This is a genomic window from Sphingobacterium sp. 1.A.4 (assembly GCF_002734245.1).
Taxonomy (GTDB): Bacteria; Bacteroidota; Bacteroidia; order Sphingobacteriales; family Sphingobacteriaceae; genus Sphingobacterium; species Sphingobacterium tenebrionis.
The window spans coordinates 42,406-67,209 of the sequence record NZ_PEAZ01000001.1 but is presented as its reverse complement, the minus strand read 5'-3'; the positions used below and the strand labels follow the sequence as shown (position 1 = coordinate 67,209).

Genomic DNA, 24,804 nt, shown 5'->3' with positions numbered 1-24,804 from the left:
AGTGGTCGCTTTGTTCCTACGATGATAAAATGTTTTAAATGCCTTTCACAACGCTTCTGAATTATTTTTTTAATGATTTTTTTGACTGTCAGGTTTTGGCGGAGTGGCTTTGTTCCTTTGGAAAAATAAAGAGGTTGATGCAGAGCATATATTGTATTAAAATCATTGGAATATTGTATTTTACGGGAAACCTTTTTTTATTTTAAAACGGTAAATTTACTTTTGAAGATTTATCAGCCAAACCCTATTAGCAGATCAAATGATTAATAAAAAATTGGATTTATTATTTACTTCTTGGAAGAAAGAGATGGAAAAAAATGGGCATGAAGGATTTTGTTACGATGGCTTAATCTATCGTGGAGGACAAGAGGATGAACTGTGGGCATCCGCCTCAAGGAAGATACTCTTTCTACTTAAGGAACAGAATGATAATGATGGAGAGGATGTACGGGAGTGGAGTGGTTCCATTAATGGAAAAAGTCCATACCGAAATTTCTATAATCGCATTTCTGCTTGGCTTTATGGCCTTACCCACGCCACGAAAGCAGGCTATCTAAGTGCCTCAGAAGCCTTTGATGCTGGAAATCAAATGAAGGCATTATCAAGCTATCCCTATGCGTATGTTAACCTCAAAAAACAAACTGGAGGAGCACAAGCAAATGACAAAGAAATTTTGGCGCATGCCCTGAAATATCAGAATTTTTTGAGGGAACAATTGGATATTCTAGGAGCAAATATTGTGGTTTGCTGTGGGGATGTGGTGTTTCAATCAGCAAAAGAGGTATTATATGGTGATTTAGAATTTAAACAGGTCAATGATTGGATCTGGCTAAACAAAGAAAGGAATTTAATATTGATCCATAGTTTCCATCCAGCAGCGTTGAATAAATCCAACGAGCAGATGTATGATTGGATGATGGAGAAATTTATTGAAGTGTTGTAAAGTAAATATATATGGTAATTGATTTAAAATTAGAAAAACGAAAAGAGGATAAAATTATCCCATTAGTAATAGGAGGTATCTTAGGAGTCATAAGTTTATCTGTAGGTTTCGCTTATATTCTGGATAGAATTTTTGGTAATCAGAATGAAATAAAGCTCTCTGTTTTAGGTATGGAGTCATCTGGTAAAACGCTTTTTTTACAGCAGCTCAATTCAGCGTTAAAAGGGGGGGGTAGCTTCAGGTATTTCTGATTACGATGAATTTGTTATTAATCTAGGAAAAGATAAGGATTTAATTGTCCGTGCAGGTAAAGATATTCCTGGCTCCAATGCTTTTGTAAATGAGTATGAAAAATTATGTCAGGAGGGCGATGTAATTGTTTATCTATTCGATATCAGCAAATATCTAAATGAAGAAGATTTAGATTATAGACGTCAATGTAATAGCCGGTTAGAACTTATCTATGATTATGGTAGTCAATATCAAAAATTGGAGAATATAACCATCATTGGAAGTCATATAGATGTATGCAACAAATCGGAGCGTGAAGCAAAAAAAATATTGTATTCGCAGTTACAAGACAAAACATACTTTAAACTCCTCGAAAATCTACATTTGGTAAATGTTACCAATAAAAGAGCGGTGAAAGGACTAATAAAACCAATATTTGAAAGATATGCATAGAATTTTAGTGAGCCAAACAGCCAATAACGACGGACAAGGTCTGTACGTAGTTGATGGCGTCTTAGTAAAAGATGCAGATCAAAAATTAGCTGCCCATCGTAAAACCATGGAGGCTAATAATTGGCGAAAAGTATATCATTCTGAAGAATTCCAGATGCGAAGAAATGGAAATGCCCTTATTATGCAAGCTTATTTTACCAACAAAGATCATGTGGGGCGTAGGATCTTTTTCATGTATTTTCTGGATGACTTGAATTCTACAGATGAATTGATCCAAATACTTAATAAGGATGCTAACCAACTCGAAAGACAAATCGATGCGGATACCATTTCTATGGTAATTTCAAATATTCAGAAAGACAAAAAACTAATGAAGATAATCACCGCTTTCTTAGCCGCAATTGTCTTTGGGTTGGCATGTTACTACATTATTAAGAAAATATGAGCAGCTTAAATACCCCCGAAGTGATTTTGTTTAAGACTGATGAGGCAGCCTTAAATTACCGGTATAAAATTCCGTACGCGTTGGATCCGACAATCAGCGTTAAATCCATTGATTATGAAAACAATTATTTTAAAGAAAATAATTTGGAGGTTATTGGCGGTTTGCCCAAACTCAACTCCATATATTATAAACATCCCTACGAGCAAAATAAATATGTGTCGGCAGATCAAGGAGAACTCTACTTTTTAAAACAAAAAATGGCGCTCTATCGTATGGTTGGAACCAGGTTGGGTGCAAAAAAAATTAAAACCATTATTTGTTCAAGTAAATATCAGTCACAAAAATTGGATTTAGATAGTAAAGGATCAGTTAAGATAGTAAGTGGGGAATTAAAGATAAAAAAAGATCGGAATGAGAGTACAGAACAAGTATTAATGGTGGAGAGATCATGTGAAGTTCTGCCAACCTTCGATATTGACAAGAATATAGCCTTCTTAAAGGACTATTTTGATAGAAATAATTTATATCATGAGGTTGACCTGCTGACGTTGATTGAAGGCAGGAGTTTTAATGAAACTGGTGTGATTACAAAATCTGAAAAAAGCAGATCAGAGGTGACGCATGAATTTAACAGTTTGGTAAAAAAAGGATTGGAACTAACCCATCCTGCTTTTAACCTTTCTGCGGATTACCAAAGTTCTGTTCAGACTATTAATAAATTGGTTTTAGAAATTGAGTTTGAATTTTAAATGGAATCGAAATACAAATTCTGCGTCTGGTTGATCGATTCCTTGATGCGAAAGCCTTTAACCTTTTTAGAGATCCAGCAGCGCTGGGAGCAATCCGCTAGTAATGATGAGGGTGCTAAACTTTTTGAGCGAAGTTTCAATCGCTATCGTCGACATGCCGAAAAATTGTTTGAGGTTTTCATCATCTTTGATAAGCGGATTGGAAAATATACTATTGCCAATCTGGATGATCTGAAAGGTAATAAATTTTTAGGTTGGATCTTGTCCAGTTACCGCTTTAGCCATATTGCTTCGGATATCCGAAAAAAACCTTATGTGAAATTAGAGGCAGCCGCCCCTGCATCGGAACTCTTGGATCCCATTTTAGAGGCTATAGAGGAAAAGACCGTATTGAACTTCGATTATAAATCCCATTATAAGGATGTCAAGAAGGTGTATTTCCTCCCCGTATTTGTAAAATTATGCCAACAACGATGGTACGTGATTGGAATGAACATCAAAACTGGACAAGAAAGGATATATGCCTTGGAAAGGATCCAACATTTATCGAAATATGTGGAGTTATCGAATCAAAAAAAGAACTATGAACATACGATAAACCCTGACGAATATTTCCATCATAGCTTTGGGGTAATCAACGAAGGTGAGCCCCAATTAATTTCGATCAGGGCTTATTGGCCGCAGAATGCTTATCTAAAGGACGTGCCATTACATAGTTCCCAAGAATTATTGCGGGATACGGAAGATTATTCAGATTTTGAACTTTACCTGCGACCTACCTATGATTTCATTCAGGCGCTATTGGCCCAAAGGGAAAAAGTAGTGGTTTTGGAGCCTTCATCATTAAAGACTGAGATTAAAGCTGTGATTAAAGCCATGCTCAGGGAGTATGAAGCCTGCTAAATACGCTTTCCATCCACAAATCCGAATAATCCAGATTCACCTACAACAAAGGGCATCAATAATTTGTTATTTTAGCGGTTCATTTAAATAATCGCTTATATCAAAGGCAATTTGTTAAATTAGAATATGGATAAAACGATTCTCATTACCGGCGGTGCAGGCTTTATCGGTTCGCATGTGGTACGGTTGTTTGTGCAGAAATACCCGAATTATCGGATCATCAACCTGGACTCCCTAACTTATGCCGGAAATCTCGAAAACCTTCAAGATATTGAATCTGCAGAAAATTATACCTTCCATAAGGCCGATATCCGAGATAAGGATGCCATGGATGAGGCGTTCAACACCTACCAACCGGATGGGGTAATCCATCTGGCAGCCGAATCACATGTGGATCGTTCCATAACCGATCCTTTGGCATTTGTCTATACGAATGTGATCGGAACGGTAAATCTTTTGGAGGCTGCAAAACGTATTTGGGCAGGGAATTATGAAGGTAAAAGGTTCCATCATATTTCTACCGATGAGGTATTTGGCGCATTAGGAGAAACTGGATTCTTTACTGAAGAAACCAAATATGATCCCCATTCGCCGTATTCGGCATCTAAGGCTTCCTCCGACCATTTTGTAAGGGCCTACCACGATACTTATGGACTGCCTATTGTCATGACCAATTGCTCCAATAATTATGGTCCCAACCATTTTCCGGAGAAATTGATTCCCTTATGTATCCTGAATATTCTGAACAACAAGCCATTGCCTATCTATGGGGATGGAAAATATACCCGCGATTGGTTGTTCGTGGTGGATCATGCCCGCGCCATTGATCTGGTATTTCACCAAGCAGATGTCGGGTCTTCCTATAACGTGGGAGGGTTTAATGAATGGAAGAATATAGATCTGGTTCGGGAACTCTGCAGGCAGATGGATGTGAAATTAGGCAGAGAAACGGGAGCTTCGGAGAAACTGATCCAATTTGTAAAGGATAGACCAGGCCATGACCTGCGCTATGCCATCGATGCGAATAAAATTAAGCATGAATTGGGCTGGGAACCCAGTGTGACTTTTGTAGAGGGCCTTTCTTTGACGATAGACTGGTTCTTGAATAACCAAGAATGGTTGAAACAGGTTTCCTCTGGAAATTATATGCAATATTATAAAGATCATTACTCGTCGAGGTAGGTAAAATCTCGTCATTGGGCGGAGCTATTTCTTAATTGAGGAGATATTTCTTCATTGCGGAACTACCTCGTCCTTGCGGAACTACCTCGTCCTTGCGGAACTATCTCGTCATTGCAAGAAGGTACGACGAAGCAATCTTTTGATAAGGTAAAGATTGCTTCGTGCCTCGCAATGCCGCTGGAATCTAGCAATGACGCGGGAGGTCTATCAATGAAGGGGTTACAGATTAAAATATAAAAATGAAAGCGACAGAAACTATACTTTCCGGCTGTTTTATCCTTGAGCCAAACGTATTTGGCGATCATCGGGGATATTTCTTCGAGAGCTTCAATAAACAATCCTTCGAAGCTACCATCGGTGCCAAGGTAAATTTTGTGCAGGACAACCAGTCCTTTTCCTCCAAAGGCGTCCTCCGCGGATTGCATGCCCAAAAAGGAGAATTTGCCCAAGCAAAATTGGTCAGAGTACTTCAAGGCGCAGTTTTAGATGTGGCGGTAGATGCCCGTCCGGATTCCCCAACCTTTGGGCAACATGTGGCGGTAGAACTCTCTGCAGAAAACAAAAGACAATTGTTCGTTCCACGTGGATTTTTACATGGATTCATTGTAGTGAGCGATACAGCCGAGTTTTTTTACAAATGCGATAACTATTACCATAAGGAAGCGGAATGGGGCGTCAAATACAACGATACACAATTGAATATCGACTGGCTATTGCCTGCCGAACTGTTTAAACTATCGGAAAAAGATGAAATCCTGCCCAGTTTTGTGGAGGCAGTTAATCTCATTTAGAAATTCAGTAAATAATTATATAGAAAACATAACAATTTCAAGACTTAATCAGCAAGCATGAAGAAAAGGGTAGTAGTAACAGGGGCCACAGGTCAATTGGGGTCCGAAATTAAAAGTATCTGGCCTTCTGACGAAGCCTATGAACTGATATATCTGGGGAGGGAGGAACTTCCTTTGGACGATGTGGAAATGATCTATGCCCGATTACGTAAATACGATCCTGATGTGATCATCCATGCCGGCGCCTATACGGCTGTTGATCTGGCAGAATCCGAAACTGAACTAGCCGATAAGGTCAATAACCAAGCGAGTCGGGAAATTGCCAAAGTAGCTAAGGACTGTTCGGCCAAATTGATCTATATTTCTACGGATTATGTTTTTCCGGGAGATGTTTCCTTGTCTCTTACCGAAGATCAAAATACGGATCCCATCAACGCGTACGGACTGAGCAAATTGCAAGGAGAACAAGGTATACAAGCCATCCTTCCCGATAGCATCATTATCCGTACCTCTTGGTTATATTCCAGTTTTGGGAAGAATTTTGTGAAAACCATGTTGAACCTCATGGCCAGCAGGGAATCGATCAATGTGGTCAATGATCAGATCGGTTCGCCGACCTATGCAAAGGACTTAGCCAAGGCTATTCAACACATTATTAAGTCAGATAAATGGCAAGCTGGAATCTACCATTATTCCAATGAAGGTGAAGCATCCTGGTTTGATTTTGCAAACAAGATCAAGGAGCTATCCGGATCGGACTGTGAGGTGAATCCCGTTGAATCGAATGCCTTTCCAACCGTTGCCAAAAGACCAAAATACTCGTTATTGAACAAGGAGAAGATCAAAAAGACCTTTCAGCTGGAAATTCCGCATTGGGAGGATAGTTTGAGGCAGATGATGGGGGGATTGTAGATATTCGATAATAGACGATAGATGTTAGATCATAGACGTTAGACATTAGATTATAGATTTTAGATATATGAAGGGGATTATATTAGCAGGGGGATCAGGGACGCGTTTGCATCCGCTTACGCAGGTGGTTTCCAAACAATTGTTGCCGGTTTATGATAAACCGATGATTTATTATCCTTTATCGGTATTGATGTTGGCGGGGATTCGGGAGATCCTGATCATCTCTACGCCTCAGGATCTGCCCAACTTCCAACGCTTGTTCGGAAATGGGGAACAATTGGGATTGGATATTTCCTATGCGGAACAGCCCAAACCGGAGGGATTGGCCCAGTCTTTCATTATTGGTGCTGATTTTATCGGGAATGATTCGGTCTGCTTGATATTGGGGGATAATATCTTTTATGGAGCTGGTCTACAGACCCAGTTGATGGAAGCAAGGACTAAGGTGGAAGAAGGAAATGATGCGGTTGTTTTTGGGTATTATGTTGAGGATCCGGAGCGTTATGGCGTTGCCGCATTCAATGCGGATGGTCGGGTAACGGATATTGAGGAGAAGCCTCAACATCCGAAGTCTAATTATGCGGTGGTTGGATTGTATTTCTATCCGAATTCGGTGTTGGAAATAGCTAAGGGGGTGAAACCTTCGGCTAGGGGCGAACTGGAGATCACGACCGTGAACCAGACCTATCTGGAGCAGGAAAAGTTGCATCTGCAGTTGCTAGGAAGGGGATTTGCCTGGCTGGATACAGGTACCCATGAGTCTTTGTCCGAAGCAACGGAGTTTATTAAGACCATTGAAAAGCGGACGTCGTTGAAAGTGGCCTGCTTGGAAGAGATTGCCCTGAGCAAGGGTTATATCGATAAGGAGAAATTAAAATCGCAGATCGATGGGATGAAAGGTGTTTATTATGATTACCTGAAGAAGATCGTGGAGTTTTGATTTATTGTTCTCTTCATTGCTAGGAACGGAGCTGCCTTTGGATTAGTGTAATGATTTCTCCTTCGTGCCTCTTCGTCACTGACCATTACTTGTCCACTTTTTTCTTTAATCTTTGTTTTGCTTTCTTGACCCCTTCAACAGAAACTCCCAAAAGATCACTCATGCTTCTATTGTTTAGGTCCAGTTTCATTAAAGCGATCAGTCTAAGGTCGCTTTCAGAAAGCTTTGGATTTTCAAGCTTTTGGGTTTCCAGGAACTCCGGATATACCTTATCGAAAATATGCTTGAATTTCAGCCAACGTTCATCGGTCATGATATGGGATTCCAACATTCTGCTAAGGTTTTCGGAGATTTCCAGTGCAAGTAGAGGATCTTGGGTTTCCTTCTCATGTATCTCTTTCCTTAGCTGCCGAATGGTATGGTCATTATGCCTGACGGTATCCGTAAATTCCTGTAGGGAATTTTTGAGGACTGAAAGTTCCTGATCCAGCAACTGTTTCTCAAATTTCAGAGCGAGCTGCTCTTTTTCCAGTTCTGTGCTCCGGATCTGAATCCTGGTCTTCGATCGGTTGATCAATAACAGCACAATGATAAATCCGAGAATCAATACTACCCCGACATACTGATAGTTCTGTTTGATCTGTTGTCTTTTTGCTTCTGCCTGTTTATTGGCCTGTTCATATCGTTCGATTTCCCATTGCCAATAGATCTTCTGCATAGCCTCATTATTGCTTCTTGCCTCTAAAGAGTCTTTCAGCACCAAGTATTTTTTTAACTGCGTAAGTTCCAGGTCTTTTTGACCTTTCCCAGCAGCAATTTCCGCCAATATCTTTGCAGCATCCCGTTTGAAAACTAAAAAATAGGGTTTATCAGCCATTAATGCCATGCTTTCTGCGATATGCTTTTCAGCAATATCCCATTTTTTCTGATGGGCATACATTCGGGCAACCTCCAGGTTGGCGCGCATGGCATCCAACACCTCGTTATATTTCAAGGAGAGTTCGATATTCTGTTTGACCAAAGCAATGGCTTCATCTTCATTCCCTTTTTCCCATTCATAGTCGGCTAGATTCCCTGCAATAATACCCATCCAAACCGAATCTTTGGCCACAGTGGCAATCTCCAGAGCCTGCTTATAAAAAGGATATGCCTTGTCGAATAAGGCTGCTTTTTTGTAATAAACACCTATGGCATTGGTCATATCGATCTTCCTACGGCTATTTTCTTCGGTGTATGGTAGTGCAGTTTTGAGAAAGGAGATGGCTTTTTCCTGATCGCCGATGTAGGAATAGAAATTAGCGATAAAGCTATAATGATCCGGAAGCAAGGGGATTTTCGCTGTATTTACCTCTGCCTCGAGGTCAGTTGCCAATAGGAAGTAAGGAAAAGCTTCCTTCACTTCACGATAAGTATAGAGATAGTATCCCTGTCTGATATTGCCAATCATCCTTAGTTCGGGGAGATTTTCTCGTTCTATCAATTCCGAGGCTAATTTATAAAAGGCATTGCTTCGCGGATTTACCTGATCGAAAGCAATGGAAAAACCATCCGCCATCAGCATGTAATAGGCCCACTTTAGTGGGATGCTCCGTTCCTGATTGGCCAGTTCCATCAAGGGGTGCAGATTATTGATCAGCCCAATCGTATCTTTCTGAAAATCGACCTTCATCTTTAGGGCATGCTCCAATTGTTTTCTTTGGTTTTTTTCCGCGTTGATGTTGGTAATTTCCTGGGCAGATAAATGCACTATACTAAAAAGTACAACAAGATAGGTTAAAACTAATTTGGTTAATGTGGTTTGCATTGCCCTTAAATTTCGGTAAAAAAATTGTTCAAACAACGAGTAAGAGATAGATATTTTTTTCTTTTTCGATTGCAGGCTGGCTTTTTTTGAACGGGTAGTGGCTAGGTAGTGTGTGATTTTCGTATAGTTTTTAGGAATTGTTTTCATGATAATCGCTTGTTTTTCAATAAAAAAGAGTTTTTGTCCACCTGTTGTGCACCCCCTCTTATTTTGAATATAGGAAGCTGCTGTGCTAACTTTGTTGCTGAACTATTTATTGAACTAATCAATCTAATCATGTACTATTTGTTATTGACGCTGGTCATTTTTATTGCTGTTGCTGGTTTTTATTTCATCCGTAAACGAAAGGTTTCCAATTTTCAAGAGTATGCCGAAATGCAGGTTCGGGTATTGTTGGACCGTAATAATATGGATTATGTGAAGCAGTATGGTTGTGTGATCTTCCAATTAAATATTTTGGATGATCAGCTGAAGGAAGTGGTCGTTACGGAAATAAGAACCACTAACCGGAATTTTCTGATCAATAACTTTGAGAAATTGAATTTTTTTATCTCCCCATCGCATAAAGGGGAATCAGCGATGAGATCAGTTGGCTTTTCCATATATAATGATTATCTGAAGAATTACAAGCCGAAGAAGGAGGGATTGATTGTGAAGGGATATATCAAAGATGTGAAGAATATGAAAAGAGCTTTTATGGTGACATCGTATTTTAAGATGGAACCTTTGGGAAAGGAGATTGAACAGGAGACTTTTAATGGAAGGGCATCTTCATTGACAATTTGATTTTTTTCTGAATTTCGGGGTTATATCTGACATAGCGAGGAGGTTTTCCCCTGGTACCTCCTCGCTATGGATTGAATGTTCGACCATGACTATTTGCCTTCCATCAGCAAGTGCCAAATAAGTACCATGAATTAAAATGTAAGGAACTTTTAGCACTTCCCCCCACTTACTTCCCTTTACAACCCGAGGCTCATGGAAGTCAGATGGGGCCAGATATAATCACCAACATTAATAAAATGTTAAGTTTTCTTGTTTACTCATCAAAATTTGGTTTATAAAAAATCAATGAGTACTTTTGTTGCTCACAATACTAACATGCTTGATACGATCATCACGTCCAAGACCAGGCTTAAGTTGCTGATTAAGTTTTTTGTGAGTTCCACTAACAAGGGATACCTTCGTGGGATAGCAGAAGAGTTCAATGAGTCGACCAATGCCATCCGGAAGGAGCTGAACCAGCTTTCTGATGCCGGATATTTGTCCAGGACCTCTGAAAACAACCGAATCTACTACCAGGCCAACACCCAACATCCCTTATTCCAATCCTTACAGAATCTAGTCCGTACCTATCTGGGTATTGATCAGGCCGTGGATTATGTTCTGGAACGCGCGGGTGATGTGGAAACGGTATCCCTATTGGGCGATTACGCCAAGGGGGTGGATTCTGGAACGATCGAGCTGATGGTATTGGGCGATGAGCTGGACAAGGCATACTTATTGCAGTTGAGTGCCAAACTGGAGAAACTTCTGAATAAGGAGATCAAGCTCTATTTCGAGCGGCCTGAGGAAGTTCTTCAGCAGATCATTTTGTACCAGGGAGAAGATTAGGAAAATTTTTTACACTCCAACAGAAACACGGAATTTATATTCAATGGAAATAAAGAAAATAACATGTATTGGCGCAGGCTACGTTGGGGGACCGACCATGTCTGTGATTGCCCAGAAGAACCCCGATATCCAGGTGACGGTTGTGGATCTGAATGCACAGCGTATTGCCGATTGGAACCAGGATGACCTGAGCCAATTGCCGGTCTACGAACCGGGATTGGACGCGGTAGTTGCTGAAGCGCGCGGAAGAAACCTTTTCTTCTCTACGGAGGTGGAAAAGGCGATCCAGGAAGCCGACATGATCTTTATTTCAGTGAATACACCAACCAAAACTTACGGTAAAGGCAAAGGACAGGCGGCAGATCTGAAGTTCATCGAACTTTGTGCACGTCAGATTGCGGATGTTTCTACCAGCTCGAAGATAATCGTGGAGAAATCTACCATTCCGGTCCGTACGGCTGCAACCATCAAGAATATCCTGGACCATACCGGAAAGGGCGTGCAATTCCAGGTCTTATCCAATCCGGAATTCCTTGCGGAAGGTACGGCGATCCGGGATCTGCACCATCCCGACCGCATACTGATCGGTGGAGAAAATCAAGAGGCTATCCAGGCCTTGAAGAAGATCTATGAAGCCTGGGTACCATCGGAAAGGATCATAACGACCAATCTTTGGTCATCGGAACTGTCCAAATTGGTGGCCAATGCGTTTTTGGCGCAACGGGTATCCTCGATCAATTCTATCTCGGAGCTTTGCGAGGCAACTGGGGCCAATGTGGATGAGGTGGCGAATGCCATCGGACAGGATTCCAGGATAGGATCCAAATTTTTAAAGGCCTCTGTGGGCTTTGGGGGCTCCTGTTTTCAAAAAGACTTATTAAATTTAGTTTATATTGCCCGTTCGTATAATCTACATGCCGTAGCGGATTATTGGGATCAGGTCATCAAGATCAATGATCACCAGAAGACGCGGTTTGCGGAAAAGATCATCCAAACGATGTACAATACGGTAAATGGCAAGAAAATTGCTTTCTTGGGATGGGCATTCAAGAAGGATACGAATGATACGCGGGAATCGGCAGCGATCTACGTAGCGGACCATTTGTTGGAGGAGCAGGCAGAGATTGCGGTGTATGACCCAAAGGTACAGGATGTGCAGATTTACAAAGACTTAGACTATTTAGCGACAAGAAGCCTGGAAGAGAACAAATACCTCTTACAGGTAGAAACTAACCCTTATGATGCAGCAGCAGGTGCGCATGGCTTGGCGATATTAACCGAATGGGATGAATTCAGAGATCTCGATTGGGCTAAGATCAAGACTCACATGAAGAAACCGGCCTTTATTTTCGACGGTAGGAAGCTATTGGATGGAAAGAAACTGACGGAGATGGGATTTGTGTATTATGCGATTGGTGAATAACAGGAACTTATGCTAATTTCTTATGGAAAAGAAAGAAAAAAAGGTGAAATTAAAGGATTATAACCCTGGTCCTAGGGTGGGGATTACATTTAGTACGTTCGATCTATTGCATGCGGGACATATCATGATGTTGGCAGAAGCAAAACGTCAATGTGATTACCTGATCTGTGGATTGCAGATGGATCCGACATTGGATAGACCTGAAAAGAATGCACCTAGCCAGACTGTAGTAGAGCGTTATATCCAATTGAGGGGCTGTATCTATGTGGATGAGATCGTTCCATACTCTACGGAACAGGATCTAGAGGATATTCTGAAATCCTTTAAGTTGGATGTTAGGATTGTTGGGGATGAATATAAGGATAGGGATTTTACAGGTCGTAAATATTGTGAAGAAAAGGGAATTGAGCTTTACTTCAATAGCAGGGACCATCGCTTTTCTTCTTCTGGATTGAGAAAGATCGTGGCGGAGAAGGAAAATTTGAAAAACGGGAAATAAAATAAAAATCAACATAAATAAATGAGCAAGATATTAATCACTGGAGGAGCTGGCTTTATTGGTTCCAATCTAACTGAGTATTTTTTGGGTAAGGGACATCAGGTTGTCGTTTTAGACAATTTTGCTACTGGTCATCGCCACAATTTAGCCCAGCATGAGGGTAATCCAAACTTTGAATTGATTGAAGGTGACATCAGAAATACCGCAGATTGTGAAAAGGCAGCTAAAGGAGTGGATTATGTACTTCACCAAGCTGCACTGGGATCAGTACCACGGTCGATCAAAGATCCTCAAACATCCAATGAGGTTAATGTCTCAGGCTTTTTGAACATGTTGGTAGCTGCTAGAGATGCAAACGTAAAGCGTTTCATCTATGCTGCTTCTTCCTCAACTTATGGTGATTCTGAAAGTCTTCCAAAAGTAGAAGATAAGATCGGCAAGCCATTATCCCCATATGCCATTACTAAATATGTAAATGAATTATATGCGGAGATTTTTTCGAAAACCTATGGAATAGAAACCATCGGTCTGCGATATTTTAATGTGTTCGGCCGCCGTCAAGATCCAAACGGCGCATATGCTGCTGTAATTCCATTGTTCGTTAAGAAATTCATGAACCATGAAAGTCCTGTGATCAATGGAGCTGGCGATTATTCAAGGGATTTTACTTATGTGGATAATGTAATCCAAATGAATGAACGCGCCATGTTGACTGATAATCCAGAAGCGGTTAATACAGTTTATAATACAGCGGTAGGTGATCGTACGACTTTGAATCAATTGGTAGGATACTTGAAAGAATTTCTTACTGAATTTGATGCCGAGATTGCGAATGTGGAAGTTATCCATGGACCAAATCGCCAAGGAGATATCCCTCATTCCTTAGCTTCTGTAGAAAAGGCAAAGAATCTTTTGGGATATGAACCTTCCCATGTTATCCGTGAAGGGCTGAAAGAAGCTACTAAATGGTATTGGGAGAATTTAAAATAAAAAACTTATAAAAAAAGCTTTTCAACATAAAGAAATCAGCAAAATGAAAAAAATTGCCGTTATAGGATTAGGTTATGTGGGTTTACCATTAGCACGTTTATTTGCTACGAAATACCCAGTATTAGGATTTGATATCAATCAAAAAAGAATCGATGAACTGCGTTCAGGCAAGGACTTGACTTTAGAGGTTGAAGATGATGTTCTTCAGCAGGTTTTGGTAAAAGAGAATCCATTCCATACTGCATCAAATGGTCTATATTGTTCTAATCAATTAGCAGATATCGAAGATGCTAATTTCTATGTGGTAACTGTTCCGACTCCTGTGGATAAGCATAATCGTCCTGATTTGACACCATTGTACAAAGCTTCTGAAACAGTTGGTAAGGTGTTGAAAAAAGGGGATATCGTAGTTTATGAATCTACTGTATATCCAGGTGTAACAGAAGAAGAATGCATTCCGGTTTTGGAGAAAGTTTCCGGATTGAAATTCAATGTTGATTTCTTTGCTGGTTATTCTCCAGAACGCATAAATCCAGGAGATAAACAACATACGGTTGAAAAGATCTTAAAAGTTACTTCAGGTTCTACTCCAGAAATTGGTAAAGAAGTGGATGAGGTTTATAAATCTGTGATTACGGCCGGTACACATTTGGCTCCTGCAATTAAAGTTGCTGAAGCAGCTAAGGTTATTGAAAATTCGCAGAGGGATATCAATATTGCATTTGTGAATGAATTGGCCAAGATCTTTAATATTTTAGAAATTGATACTCATGCAGTCCTTGAGGCAGCAGGAACCAAATGGAACTTTTTACCATTCAAACCAGGATTGGTTGGGGGTCACTGTATTGGTGTTGATCCCTATTATTTAGCGCAAAAAGCTCAAGAACATGGTTACCATCCAGAAATTATTTTGGCAGGTCGTCGATTAAATGATTCCATGGGTGAATATGTAGCTTCTCAGGTGGTAAAAACAATGATCAAAAAAGGAATCAATGTGAATGGCGCAGAAGTATTGATGTTAGGTGTAACTTTTAAGGAGAATTGTCCTGATGTTAGGAATACCAAGATTGTTGATGTTATTCGTGCTTTAGAAGATTATGGAATTAAGGTTACTACTTATGACCATTGGGCAAATCCAGCAGAGGTAAAACATGAATATGGAATTGATAGCGTTTGTGAGTTGCCAAGCAATAAATATGATGCAATTATCTTGGGTGTAGCTCATCATGAATTTCTGAACATTGAATTTGAAAAATTAAAAAGGGAAAATGCCGTTGTTTATGATGTGAAAGGTTATTTGTCTTCTGAAGTTGATGGAAAATTATAAAAGGTGGCCTCTTTAAAAAAAGAAATTATAAGGGGTAGTTTTTGGACTACTTTAGGGCAAATTTCCGTATTAGGATTATCCTTACTCACCAACATATGGCTTGCAAGATTGCTTAGTCCTATTGATTTTGGTCGTGTTGGTATTATAATGTTTTTTATTTCAATAGGATATGTGTTGAGTGAAGGTGGGCTTTCAGGTGCTTTAATTAGGAAAAAAGTGGTTTCTGAAGAACAATATTCAACTGTTAGTGTATTTAATTTGATAATTTCAATTGGATTTAGTTTATTAATTATATCATTTGCTGGGTCAGTTTCAAAATATTATAATGATGACTTTTTAAAGTTACCACTAATCATTTCTTCTTTAATTATAATAATTAACGCATTTCAATTTGTTAAACTAACACAACTATACATTAATCTAAATTTTAAGGATAAAGCTATATTTGAATTCATTTCAGTTTTAATAAGCTCAATTATTGCAATTGTCTTAGCCTACAACGGGGCAGGGATTTGGTCTATTGTTTTGTATAATATACTTAGATCATTATTAATGTCAATATGTTTATATATTAATAACCCAAAAGGGGTTGGATATAAATTTAATATTAGTGTTTTTAAAGATATTTATGGATTTGGAGTTAATACTTCTTTTTCTTCTGTTCTAACCATAATTTTTGATAATATTTATTCACTTATATTAGGGAAATATTTTAATCTTTCTCAAGTCGGTTATTATTTTCAAGCAAGAAGATTGCTCGATGTTCCTTCAGGAGTTCTCACCACATTAAGCAATGGCCCAATTTATTCAGGACTTTCAAAAATTCAGGATAATAAGGACCAGTTTTCACAAGGCTATATTAAAACAATTAATATTTTAATGGCAATTTCTGGGATTATGGTAATTTTTGTATACTTATTTTCAGATGATATCATATTAATAATTTTCGGAAATAAATGGATTCAATCGGTGATTTATTTAAAAATACTCTCTCTATCTGTATTAATTTTTATTCAGGACTCATTTAATAAGGTTATTTTTAAAATATATAATAAAACCAGAACCATGCTTAAATTAGACCTATTCAAAAAAGGAATTCAGCTAATTGGAATTGGTATCGCTATATATTTTCAAAATATTAATGTTTTATTGATTAACTACATAATTTCTTTGTTTATTGGTTATTTATTAACTAATTATTACTCAAGAAAAATATTAAATAGTGTCTATTACGTTGAACAGAGGAATTTTATTTATCTAGTTGTTATAATTTCAATATTATTATTTGGAAGTGATTACTTTTATACTATTTTTAATAAAACTATAGTTCGTTATTTGTTTTTTGTATTTATTACCATTCCAGTATATGCTTTTTTGTTATATAGATTTAAAATTTTAGACGTTAAATCAATTTTTAAAGGGGCATTAATTTTAAAATAAATGGGACTCAAAATTATTTTACTTTTTTTATCTTATGCATTTTTTATATATGCTCCGGATGTATATTCTTTGAAATACTGTAATTATATTTTTATTCTATTTTTAATTACCGTCATCCCTTTCATAGTTCAGACTAGTAAAAACAAAAACTATTTTAATTTTCATCTATTTTTTCTTTTAAGTATTTTCTTCACAAATTTTGCTTATCCATTGTTTATTTACCCATTTAATCCAGAATACTTTAGTGTATTTAGTTTTGGATTTAATCAAAATATTATTACTAAAGCTACGGCATTAAGTCAATTAGCAGTTTCTTCATATGTTTTTGGTGTCAGTATTTCCACAAATAAGAATAAAAAAAGAAAAGAAATACTATATGTATTTTCAAAAGGGTTAGAAATATTTACTATAAACATCGCATTGTTTTTTTCTTTTATTTTTTGTGCATATGTAATATATACAGCATTTAATAATTCAAATGAGGAAGTTTTAAATACCCAAATCGTTAGTGTAACAATTGTTTTCTTAGTTATTGCAATATTAATTAGTTTGTTGAATAATAAACATGAATTATATCGAAGTCCCTTAAAAGCATTATTGAGAAACAAAAAATTACTTGCAACATGTATTCTAATTTTATTATCAAGTATTTGGTTTGGTGACCGTGGTCCTGCTATTCAAGTCTTTTTTATTGGAATGTATTTTTATGTCACATACATTAAGAAGATAAGCTTAAAAACTTTATTGATGCTGGTTGTATTTGGCATGTTTATTCTAACTATGATTTCTTATACACGTGGAACAAATAGTAATTTGCGTTCGGGATCTTTAAGTGGAACTGTATCAGAAGCCTATAATCAAATGACATCGTTTAATACTTTTTGGGATTATGGGATGGATTTAATAGGTACTAATCGAAATCTTTTTATAGCTATGGAGCTTAAAGAACGAGAAGGATTGTTATATGGTTCTAGTTATTTTCCAGTAATATTCTCCCCTATCCCCGGTTTACCTTATTTTATAACTACATCAATTTTTAACAATACGCCCGATGAATTGTCTACAGCCTATATTATTACAGATTATACCGGGATAAAAGATTGGGGTATGGGAACTAATTCAGTAGGTGATATTTACATGAATTTTGGAACCTTGGGCGTAATAATTTTATTTTATTTATTTGGTTATTACATCCATAAGTTATCAGTTCAACGAGATATATATAGCATTCTTGCTTATGCTTTATTTTTTGGACTAGTTATTTATTATCCCCGAGCGTCTTTGTTAGATCAATTAACTTTAATTATAAGAGCGATTATAATTTTATATGTTATGTTAAGAATTAGTGGAAATCCAAGAAAAATAATTAAATAATGAATATTGTTGTATTTGATAATTCAGGTCTTGTAGAAAATGGAGATGATTTTTGCGTCGAAGTGGGCACAGGTTCATTTGCTAAAGAATTAGTTGATCTTGGACATAAAGTTACTTTCTATGGTCAAACAGTTGGAGGTCTATCAAATACTACCGACGTTTTTCCATTAAAATCTAACGGGATAAAAGTAATCGGTATAAAGAGATTAAATAATAAGATTTTCTCTTATTTGAGGATATATTGTTTGGCATTAAAACCAATTTTGAAAGCCGATATAGTATATTTTTTCTATCCATCAGCGATGAGATTCCTAATTTTCACTTGTATTTTATTCAGGAAGAGATATGGTATTTATATACGTGGAATTGATGATTTGGAGAATTTCGAATCGAAGATATTTTTTAAAAAAGCTTCATTTGTTTTAACAGTTGCGGATTTTTTTACTGATTATGTAAATGATATTGCAAAAAGAAAGATTGCATCCAATATCCGACCTATGATTAAACTTGGTGAACAAAATATTGTTTGGAATAGGAGTTATTCTGATGGAAAGAATTTAGAGATATTATTTATTGGTAGAATGACCAATGATAAGGGTGTAATAGAATTAATACATTCTATATCTCAATTAAATCGAAAGGGAATAATTGTTAAAGCAAATTTAATTGGGGATGGAGAATATATAAATGAGTTAAAAGATTTGTCTAATAATTTGGGATTACATGATTTAATTCATTTTAAGGGACCGCTTTTTGATAAAGAAGAAATAATTAAATATTATTTAGATGCAGATTTATTTGTTCTACCGACTTACCACGAAGGTTTTCCCAGGACATTATATGAAGCTATGATTTTAGGAATTCCCATAATAACGACCTTTGTGGGAGGAATTTCAAGTGTAATGATCGATAAATTTAATTGCTTGAGAATAGAGGAAAAATCTATTGAAAGTTTGGAAAATGGTATTCTCTTTGCAATAGATAATTACGAAAAATTTATTGAATATGCTGAAAATGCTAGAGATACAGTATTGAAAATTTTGACGAATAGAAAAGAATCTCACGCAGAATTGTTTAATTCCATAATTAAAAAATCATGAAGGTCTTGAAACCATTTTTATTATTTCTATTTATTTTTACTTTATCAAATGTCGGAGTATCACAAAGTTTTATATATAGAGATTTACCAAATAATTTAAGAAATTTATCAAGTAGTTCATCAATTGAAATTGATGAAATTAAAACAACTTTATTTCGCAATGGTTCTGATCTAACAACTTATCTGCCAAAAAAATATAACACTAGCGGTAAAATTGATTATACTAATTTTCTTCAAAAGGGAATTGATCAAAATTCTTTGGTAATTTTACCGAATTTTCCAATTTTAATAAATAGTTCTGGTCTTCGATTAAAATCAAATTCCAAGATTTTATTTCAAAAAAATAGTTTGTTAATTGTAAAAGCGAATGATAAAGAGTTTTATTCAGCATTAAATATTGAAAATGTATCAAATGTGGAGGTGTATTTTGCCAAATTAAAAGGAGATAGGAAAGTTCACTTAAGTAAATCTGGAGAATGGGGGATGGGTATATATATCATACATTCAAGAAATATAAAGCTATATAAATCAAATATTTCTCAGTTTTGGGGAGATGGTATTTATATTGGTCGAAACCAAGGTAATACTTCTCAAAATATTCAAATAATAGGATCTATATTAGATAATAATAGACGCAATGGGATTTCAATTATTTCTGGGAATAATGTCTTAATTAAAAATACCGTAATTTCTAACACAAATGGTACATCTCCAGAATATGGAATTGATCTAGAACCAAATGGACCTGGAGATATTATGCAAAACATAGTTTTTGATAATGTAATAAGCTATAACAATAATGGAGGAGGTGTTTTATTTGCCTTTGATAATTTACAAGGTGGAAATAAAAAGTTTATAGGGGTCTCCATAAATAAATTTGACGATTATTACTCAAAAAACAGTTTTGGATTTTATTTTGATAGAGGATATCAAAAATACGCCTATCCTTTGGGCGGAAATATTAACATAACGAATGTTAACCTCAATCAAATTAAAAGACCTATAGAGACTTTTGAAAGTCGTAAATCAAATATTACAGTAAATATTTCAGGTTTAAAGATTAATAATAAATCAAAAACAAATAGTGAAATAAAAGGATTTGTTAAGAATATTCATACCGGAATAAATGGCATATTAAAATAATGAAATAATGAATAAACTCGTTAGTGTAATAATACCATTTTATAATGGTGCGAATTGGCTTGTGGAGGCAATTGATAGTGTTTTAAATCAAACTTATAACAATTTTGAAATTATTGTTATAAATGATGGATCTCCAGAAGATATCAGTTTTATAACTGAAAAGTATGCCGATAAGGTGATCTTTATAAGCAAAAAAAATGGTGGTCCGGCATCTGCAAGAAATATGGGGATTGAACGTTGTAGCGGTGATTATATTGCTTTTTTAGATTCGGATGATATCTGGTTGCCCACTAAAACTGAAGAACAAGTTTCTTTCATGGAGAAGAGAGATATTATGTGGTCTCATACAGGTTATTGTAATTGGTATCCAGAAAGTGATTTATGTGTGTCAAAAAGCAATAAGAATGATTATGGCGATGTATACATTCGGAGTTTTTTATCCTTAAGAGCTCCTACACCTGCCATTATGATTAAAAGAGATTATATGACAAAACATGGTGATTTATTCTTTTTTGAAGATATGAGGTTTTCGGAGGATTCTGCTTTATGGTCAAAAATCGCTATAAATTATAAACTTGGACTAATTAATAAGTGTTTAGTTAAGGTTAGGCAAAGAGGCTCTAATGCAGATCTGTTTGCAACCATTCGTTTTCAATCGAAAAATTCAATTTATTCAAAAATTGAAGAAGGTATTTATCCTAATTTACCCTTCTTAATTAAGTTTATATGTAAGATTTACATTTTCGAGGGGAAAATAGTTGAGTTTTTAGAAAAGAGATTGAAATTGAATAATAAAACTGTTGAATTTATCGGAAAAGTATTATGGAGTTTTCCATTTGTAATGGAAAGAATTTATTTAAAAACATTGAATTCTAAAAGAGATTTAAGATTTATAAAATGAAAGAAATTAGAGAATACCAAATCTGCACAAAAACTATAATGGATACTTCGGATCCTAATATAATTTTTAATGAAAAGGGAGAAAGTGATTATTATATTAATTTTGTCAATGAAATATTACCCAGCTGGAATACTGGAGAAGAGGGGTATAAACTCTTAATGCAAACAGCAGATAAAATTAAAAATGATGGGAAAAATCGTGACTTTGATTGTATAATAGGATTGAGTGGTGGACTTGATAGTTCATATGTAGCTTATATCGCAAAAGAAATTATGGGTCTACGTCCACTATTATTTCATGTGGATGCTGGTTGGAATACAGACAAAGCTGTGGGGAATATAGAAAAACTTGTGAATGGATTAAATGTAGATTTGTATACTCAAGTTATTAATTGGGAGGAAATGAAGGACTTACAAAGATCATTTTTTAAATCTCAAATACCTGATCAAGATATGCCTCAGGATATTGCATTTTTTTCAGGACTATATAAATTTGCAAAAAAGCATAAAATAAAATACGTATTAACTGGTGGTAATTTTTCCACAGAATGTTGTCGAGAACCAGAAGAATGGGGAGCCTATCCAGGAATTGATAAGAAATTAATTCTCGATATCCACAAGAAATTCGGTGAAAAAAACCTGAAAACCTTCCCAATTGTAGATATTTTACAATACAAAATTTTTTATAAATATTTTCTAGGCATGGAAGTTTTCAAACCATTGAATTTGATACCATATATTAAAAATGAGGTTGAGGAATTATTAGAAAATAAATTTGGATGGGAACCTTTTCAACATAAACATCATGAATCCCGATTTACAAGATTTTTTGAGGATTATTGGTTACCTAGAAAATTTGGGTTTGAAAAGAGAAGAGCCCACTTTTCATCTTTAATTTTAACAGGTCAAATGACTAGAGATGAAGCTTTAATTAGAATTTCTAAGCCTGAGCTTTCAGAAGAATTCTTGAGAAAGGAATTTGAATATGTGGCTGAAAAACTTGATTTTAAAGTTGAAGAACTTGAAGCAATTTTCAATGGCCAAAACAAAACATTTAATGACTATAAAAATAAAAGGGCTTTGATAGGTCTTGGAGCTCAGACGATGAGAAAATTGGGATTGGAAAAACGCTTATTTAGATAGATGATTACATTAATTGATTACGGTGTAGGGAATATAAATGCTTTTGTAAATGTTTATAAAAGAGTAGATGTTCCTGTAAAAATAGCTCGAAGTAAAGAAGAGTTAGCGGGTGCTGAAAAGTTAATACTTCCTGGTGTAGGTCATTTTGATCATGCAATGACACAACTTAATACTTCGGGAATGCGAGATACCTTAGATAATTTAGTTTTAGGAGATAAAATTCCTGTTATTGGTATTTGTGTAGGTATGCAAATGATGGCAAATAACAGTGATGAAGGAAATTTGGAAGGGTTAAAATGGATTGATGCTACAGTTCGAAAATTTGATGAATCTACTATTAAACAGGTGACTCGATTGCCCCATATGGGATGGAATGATGTCAAACCTGTAAAAGACATTAGTTTATTTCGTGGGTTAGAAAAAGAAGCTATTTTTTACTTTTTACACACTTACTTTTTTGAATGTAATTATAAAGAGGATATTATGGCAGTAACAGATTACGGTATCACTTTCGCATCTGCAGCTAATCATGAAAATAAATACGGAATTCAGTTCCATCCTGAAAAGAGTCATCAATATGGGGAGATTTTATTACATAATTTTGCAAAACTCTAATAACAATGTTACGACCTAGAATCATCCCAAGTTTACTAATACAAGATAATGGATTGGTAAAAACAGTTAATTTTAAGAATCCGGTATACGTTGGAGATCCTATCAATGCGGTTAAGATTTTTAACGAAAAATCTGTTGATGAATTGGCTATTTTCGATATTGATGCCACGGTTAAAGGATATGAACCGAACTATAGCTTAATTGAGAGAATTGCTAATCAATCCAGAATGCCTTTATGTTATGGTGGAGGAGTAAAAACTGTTGAGCAAGCTCAACGTATTTTCGGATTAGGTATTGAAAAAATTGCTCTTTCCTCTGCTGTTTTACAAAACCCGCAGCTTATTACAGATATCGCAGACCGTGTTGGTGCTCAATCTGTAATCGTAGTTTTAGATGTAAAAAAGAAGATATTTGGAGGTTATGAAGTTTTCATTCATAACGGTAAAAAGGGAACTGGTATTAATCCATTTCAATTCATTAAGGAAGCTCAAATGAAAGGTGCCGGAGAAATTATTATTAACTCTATTGACCAAGATGGAGTTATGAAGGGATTTGACCATACGTTAATTGATAAAGCTAGAGAACAAACTTCTTTACCTATGACAGTCTTAGGTGGTGCAGGAAGTTTAAGCGATATAAAAAAAGTCATAGATAAGCATCAAATAATTGGTGTAGCTGCAGGAAGTTTATTTGTATTTAAAGGAGTTTATAAGGCAGTACTAATTAATTATCCCACTAAGGAAGAAAAAGATAAACTGTATACTCAACATTAATTATGAAAATTAAAAATGAAATCTTACTTATAACTGGTGGGACTGGTTCTTTTGGAACAGCAGTCTTGAACCGTTTTTTAGATGCTGATCATTTTCGGGAGATAAGGATATTTTCTCGTGATGAAAAAAAGCAAGATGATATGCGAAATCTATATAAAAATAATAAAATCAAATATTATATAGGTGATGTTAGAGATTTCAATTCTCTAGAACCCGCTACACGTGGAGTGGATTATATATTCCATGCTGCAGCTTTAAAACAAGTTCCATCTTGCGAATTTTTTCCAATGCAAGCTGTAAAGACAAATGTTGAAGGAACACAAAATGTAATTCGTGCAGCCGCTTCTAATGGAGTTAAAAAAGTAATCTGTTTATCAACCGATAAAGCCGCATATCCTATAAATGCTATGGGAATTTCGAAAGCAATGATGGAAAAAGTAGCTGTGGCAGAGGCAAGAAATCTAAAAGAAACAGTAGTATGTCTAACTAGATATGGAAATGTTATGGCTTCTCGAGGATCAGTAATTCCTTTATTTCTAAATCAGATTCAAAAAAATGAACCGATCACTATTACAGATCCAAATATGTCTCGTTTTTTCATGTCCTTAGAAGATGCGGTTGATTTAGTATTATTTGCGTTCGAACATGGTAAACCAGGTGATTTATTTGTAAATAAAGCACCTGCTGGAACAATTGGCGATTTAGCAAAAGCTTTAATTTCTTTGACAGGAAAAGAAGTGCCAATTAAAGTTATTGGCACTCGTCATGGCGAAAAATTATACGAAACATTGTGTACTCGTGAAGAAATGTTAAAGGCAGAGGATATGGGTGATTTTTACCGAATTCCTGCAGATAATAGGGATTTAAATTACGCAAAATATTTTTCAGAAGGCGAAAAAGATATTTCAGAAATTGAAGATTATCACTCACATAATACTGAACAGCAAGGGGTTGAAGGTTTGAAGAATTTGATTTCTAAATTACCATTAATTCGAAAAGAAGTATTTGGGGAAAACATTTTGCAATACCCATATTAATTTTTAATGATTGAAAACTAATGTTTGGTTATCATCAAGAAATAAGATTTAGAAAAACGTTGTTATAAAGATTT

Annotated in this window: 25 protein-coding genes; 24 read left to right on the top strand and 1 reads right to left on the bottom strand. The window is 35.9% G+C overall.

All coding sequences use genetic code 11. From position 1 onward, the window contains the following. Nucleotides 1-259: 259 nt before the first annotated feature. The 9 genes from CRJ00_RS00350 to rfbA all read left to right on the top strand — a co-directional run bounded on the left by CRJ00_RS00350 (nucleotide 260) and on the right by rfbA (nucleotide 7,549). Nucleotides 260-943, top strand: a complete 684-nt coding sequence (locus CRJ00_RS00350; RefSeq protein ID WP_099364954.1) for a uracil-DNA glycosylase family protein — start codon at nucleotides 260-262, stop codon at nucleotides 941-943. A gap of 11 nt (nucleotides 944-954) precedes the next feature. Next, a complete protein-coding gene (locus tag CRJ00_RS00345; RefSeq protein ID WP_099364953.1) occupies nucleotides 955-1,194 on the top strand; it encodes a hypothetical protein in 240 nt (79 codons plus the stop codon). A gap of 425 nt (nucleotides 1,195-1,619) precedes the next feature. Further along, nucleotides 1,620-2,072: a hypothetical protein gene (locus CRJ00_RS00340; protein ID WP_099364952.1), complete on the top strand. Its 453-nt coding sequence runs from the start codon at nucleotides 1,620-1,622 to the stop codon at nucleotides 2,070-2,072. Continuing rightward, on the top strand, nucleotides 2,069-2,821 hold the full coding sequence (locus tag CRJ00_RS00335) for a hypothetical protein (RefSeq protein ID WP_099364951.1): 753 nt from the start codon (nucleotides 2,069-2,071) through the stop codon (nucleotides 2,819-2,821). Before CRJ00_RS00340 ends, CRJ00_RS00335 begins: the two co-directional genes overlap by 4 nt. Beyond that, complete coding sequence (locus tag CRJ00_RS00330; RefSeq protein WP_099364950.1) at nucleotides 2,822-3,724, top strand: WYL domain-containing protein; 903 nt, start codon at nucleotides 2,822-2,824, stop codon at nucleotides 3,722-3,724. A 126-nt stretch (nucleotides 3,725-3,850) separates the two neighbouring features. Then, nucleotides 3,851-4,906, top strand: a complete 1,056-nt coding sequence (rfbB, locus tag CRJ00_RS00325) for a dTDP-glucose 4,6-dehydratase (protein WP_099364949.1) — start codon at nucleotides 3,851-3,853, stop codon at nucleotides 4,904-4,906. 239 nt (nucleotides 4,907-5,145) lie between these two features. After that, nucleotides 5,146-5,697: a dTDP-4-dehydrorhamnose 3,5-epimerase gene (rfbC, locus tag CRJ00_RS00320; protein ID WP_099364948.1), complete on the top strand. Its 552-nt coding sequence runs from the start codon at nucleotides 5,146-5,148 to the stop codon at nucleotides 5,695-5,697. A 57-nt stretch (nucleotides 5,698-5,754) separates the two neighbouring features. Beyond that, nucleotides 5,755-6,609 (top strand): dTDP-4-dehydrorhamnose reductase, encoded by an 855-nt coding sequence (rfbD, locus tag CRJ00_RS00315; protein ID WP_099364947.1) that lies wholly within the window; start codon nucleotides 5,755-5,757, stop codon nucleotides 6,607-6,609. 67 nt (nucleotides 6,610-6,676) lie between these two features. Continuing rightward, nucleotides 6,677-7,549: a glucose-1-phosphate thymidylyltransferase RfbA gene (gene rfbA / locus CRJ00_RS00310; protein WP_099364946.1), complete on the top strand. Its 873-nt coding sequence runs from the start codon at nucleotides 6,677-6,679 to the stop codon at nucleotides 7,547-7,549. 85 nt (nucleotides 7,550-7,634) lie between these two features. Here rfbA and CRJ00_RS00305 read toward each other — a convergent pair whose 3' ends face one another. After that, a complete protein-coding gene (locus CRJ00_RS00305; protein WP_144038047.1) occupies nucleotides 7,635-9,353 on the bottom strand; it encodes a tetratricopeptide repeat protein in 1,719 nt (572 codons plus the stop codon). A gap of 276 nt (nucleotides 9,354-9,629) precedes the next feature. Between CRJ00_RS00305 and CRJ00_RS00300 the strand changes: the two genes are divergently transcribed. From CRJ00_RS00300 to CRJ00_RS00230, 15 genes are all read left to right on the top strand, one after another. Continuing rightward, the gene (locus CRJ00_RS00300) at nucleotides 9,630-10,139 is read left to right on the top strand and encodes a hypothetical protein (protein ID WP_099364944.1); all 510 of its coding nucleotides are present in this window, start codon (nucleotides 9,630-9,632) and stop codon (nucleotides 10,137-10,139) included. A gap of 285 nt (nucleotides 10,140-10,424) precedes the next feature. After that, nucleotides 10,425-10,967 carry a winged helix-turn-helix domain-containing protein gene (locus tag CRJ00_RS00295; protein WP_257213643.1) on the top strand — a complete coding sequence of 181 codons (543 nt, stop codon included), beginning with the start codon at nucleotides 10,425-10,427 and terminating at the stop codon, nucleotides 10,965-10,967. A gap of 43 nt (nucleotides 10,968-11,010) precedes the next feature. Continuing rightward, entirely contained in the window at nucleotides 11,011-12,390 is a 1,380-nt protein-coding gene (locus CRJ00_RS00290) for a nucleotide sugar dehydrogenase (RefSeq protein WP_099364942.1), read from the top strand. 22 nt (nucleotides 12,391-12,412) lie between these two features. Continuing rightward, on the top strand, nucleotides 12,413-12,889 hold the full coding sequence (locus CRJ00_RS00285; RefSeq protein WP_099364941.1) for an adenylyltransferase/cytidyltransferase family protein: 477 nt from the start codon (nucleotides 12,413-12,415) through the stop codon (nucleotides 12,887-12,889). Nucleotides 12,890-12,910: 21 nt separating this feature from the next. After that, nucleotides 12,911-13,879, top strand: coding sequence for an SDR family oxidoreductase (locus tag CRJ00_RS00280; RefSeq protein WP_099364940.1), 969 nt, complete (start codon nucleotides 12,911-12,913; stop codon nucleotides 13,877-13,879). A gap of 43 nt (nucleotides 13,880-13,922) precedes the next feature. Next, nucleotides 13,923-15,206 (top strand): nucleotide sugar dehydrogenase, encoded by a 1,284-nt coding sequence (locus CRJ00_RS00275; protein ID WP_180268385.1) that lies wholly within the window; start codon nucleotides 13,923-13,925, stop codon nucleotides 15,204-15,206. Between the two features lie 3 nt (nucleotides 15,207-15,209). Beyond that, complete coding sequence (locus CRJ00_RS00270; RefSeq protein ID WP_099364938.1) at nucleotides 15,210-16,646, top strand: lipopolysaccharide biosynthesis protein; 1,437 nt, start codon at nucleotides 15,210-15,212, stop codon at nucleotides 16,644-16,646. Continuing rightward, nucleotides 16,647-18,020: an O-antigen polymerase gene (locus tag CRJ00_RS00265; RefSeq protein WP_099364937.1), complete on the top strand. Its 1,374-nt coding sequence runs from the start codon at nucleotides 16,647-16,649 to the stop codon at nucleotides 18,018-18,020. It begins immediately after the preceding gene. Next, nucleotides 18,020-19,120 carry a glycosyltransferase family 4 protein gene (locus tag CRJ00_RS00260; RefSeq protein ID WP_099364936.1) on the top strand — a complete coding sequence of 367 codons (1,101 nt, stop codon included), beginning with the start codon at nucleotides 18,020-18,022 and terminating at the stop codon, nucleotides 19,118-19,120. Before CRJ00_RS00265 ends, CRJ00_RS00260 begins: the two co-directional genes overlap by 1 nt. Further along, nucleotides 19,117-20,262, top strand: coding sequence for a right-handed parallel beta-helix repeat-containing protein (locus CRJ00_RS00255; protein ID WP_099364935.1), 1,146 nt, complete (start codon nucleotides 19,117-19,119; stop codon nucleotides 20,260-20,262). Before CRJ00_RS00260 ends, CRJ00_RS00255 begins: the two co-directional genes overlap by 4 nt. A 7-nt stretch (nucleotides 20,263-20,269) precedes the next feature. Then, complete coding sequence (locus CRJ00_RS00250) at nucleotides 20,270-21,163, top strand: glycosyltransferase family 2 protein (protein WP_099364934.1); 894 nt, start codon at nucleotides 20,270-20,272, stop codon at nucleotides 21,161-21,163. After that, nucleotides 21,160-22,305, top strand: a complete 1,146-nt coding sequence (locus CRJ00_RS00245) for an N-acetyl sugar amidotransferase (RefSeq protein WP_099364933.1) — start codon at nucleotides 21,160-21,162, stop codon at nucleotides 22,303-22,305. Before CRJ00_RS00250 ends, CRJ00_RS00245 begins: the two co-directional genes overlap by 4 nt. Continuing rightward, nucleotides 22,306-22,920 (top strand): imidazole glycerol phosphate synthase subunit HisH, encoded by a 615-nt coding sequence (gene hisH / locus CRJ00_RS00240; RefSeq protein ID WP_099364932.1) that lies wholly within the window; start codon nucleotides 22,306-22,308, stop codon nucleotides 22,918-22,920. 5 nt (nucleotides 22,921-22,925) lie between these two features. Continuing rightward, complete coding sequence (locus CRJ00_RS00235) at nucleotides 22,926-23,693, top strand: AglZ/HisF2 family acetamidino modification protein (protein ID WP_099364931.1); 768 nt, start codon at nucleotides 22,926-22,928, stop codon at nucleotides 23,691-23,693. A gap of 2 nt (nucleotides 23,694-23,695) precedes the next feature. Further along, nucleotides 23,696-24,730 carry a polysaccharide biosynthesis protein gene (locus CRJ00_RS00230; RefSeq protein WP_099364930.1) on the top strand — a complete coding sequence of 345 codons (1,035 nt, stop codon included), beginning with the start codon at nucleotides 23,696-23,698 and terminating at the stop codon, nucleotides 24,728-24,730. The last annotated feature ends 74 nt before the right edge of the window (nucleotides 24,731-24,804 follow it).

Coding starts and splice junctions, on each gene's coding strand:
- CRJ00_RS00290 (WP_099364942.1), top strand. CDS start 11,011: ATGGAAATAAAGAAAATAACATGTATTGGCGCAGGCTACGTTGGGGGA.
- CRJ00_RS00300 (WP_099364944.1), top strand. CDS start 9,630: ATGTACTATTTGTTATTGACGCTGGTCATTTTTATTGCTGTTGCTGGT.
- CRJ00_RS00330 (WP_099364950.1), top strand. CDS start 2,822: ATGGAATCGAAATACAAATTCTGCGTCTGGTTGATCGATTCCTTGATG.
- CRJ00_RS00345 (WP_099364953.1), top strand. CDS start 955: ATGGTAATTGATTTAAAATTAGAAAAACGAAAAGAGGATAAAATTATC.
- CRJ00_RS00280 (WP_099364940.1), top strand. CDS start 12,911: ATGAGCAAGATATTAATCACTGGAGGAGCTGGCTTTATTGGTTCCAAT.
- CRJ00_RS00295 (WP_257213643.1), top strand. CDS start 10,425: ATGAGTACTTTTGTTGCTCACAATACTAACATGCTTGATACGATCATC.
- CRJ00_RS00235 (WP_099364931.1), top strand. CDS start 22,926: ATGTTACGACCTAGAATCATCCCAAGTTTACTAATACAAGATAATGGA.
- hisH (WP_099364932.1), top strand. CDS start 22,306: ATGATTACATTAATTGATTACGGTGTAGGGAATATAAATGCTTTTGTA.
- CRJ00_RS00230 (WP_099364930.1), top strand. CDS start 23,696: ATGAAAATTAAAAATGAAATCTTACTTATAACTGGTGGGACTGGTTCT.
- rfbC (WP_099364948.1), top strand. CDS start 5,146: ATGAAAGCGACAGAAACTATACTTTCCGGCTGTTTTATCCTTGAGCCA.
- rfbD (WP_099364947.1), top strand. CDS start 5,755: ATGAAGAAAAGGGTAGTAGTAACAGGGGCCACAGGTCAATTGGGGTCC.
- CRJ00_RS00350 (WP_099364954.1), top strand. CDS start 260: ATGATTAATAAAAAATTGGATTTATTATTTACTTCTTGGAAGAAAGAG.
- CRJ00_RS00245 (WP_099364933.1), top strand. CDS start 21,160: ATGAAAGAAATTAGAGAATACCAAATCTGCACAAAAACTATAATGGAT.
- rfbA (WP_099364946.1), top strand. CDS start 6,677: ATGAAGGGGATTATATTAGCAGGGGGATCAGGGACGCGTTTGCATCCG.
- CRJ00_RS00340 (WP_099364952.1), top strand. CDS start 1,620: ATGCATAGAATTTTAGTGAGCCAAACAGCCAATAACGACGGACAAGGT.
- CRJ00_RS00305 (WP_144038047.1), bottom strand. CDS start 9,353: ATGCAAACCACATTAACCAAATTAGTTTTAACCTATCTTGTTGTACTT.
- CRJ00_RS00285 (WP_099364941.1), top strand. CDS start 12,413: ATGGAAAAGAAAGAAAAAAAGGTGAAATTAAAGGATTATAACCCTGGT.
- CRJ00_RS00275 (WP_180268385.1), top strand. CDS start 13,923: ATGAAAAAAATTGCCGTTATAGGATTAGGTTATGTGGGTTTACCATTA.
- CRJ00_RS00260 (WP_099364936.1), top strand. CDS start 18,020: ATGAATATTGTTGTATTTGATAATTCAGGTCTTGTAGAAAATGGAGAT.
- rfbB (WP_099364949.1), top strand. CDS start 3,851: ATGGATAAAACGATTCTCATTACCGGCGGTGCAGGCTTTATCGGTTCG.
- CRJ00_RS00255 (WP_099364935.1), top strand. CDS start 19,117: ATGAAGGTCTTGAAACCATTTTTATTATTTCTATTTATTTTTACTTTA.
- CRJ00_RS00335 (WP_099364951.1), top strand. CDS start 2,069: ATGAGCAGCTTAAATACCCCCGAAGTGATTTTGTTTAAGACTGATGAG.
- CRJ00_RS00250 (WP_099364934.1), top strand. CDS start 20,270: ATGAATAAACTCGTTAGTGTAATAATACCATTTTATAATGGTGCGAAT.
- CRJ00_RS00265 (WP_099364937.1), top strand. CDS start 16,647: ATGGGACTCAAAATTATTTTACTTTTTTTATCTTATGCATTTTTTATA.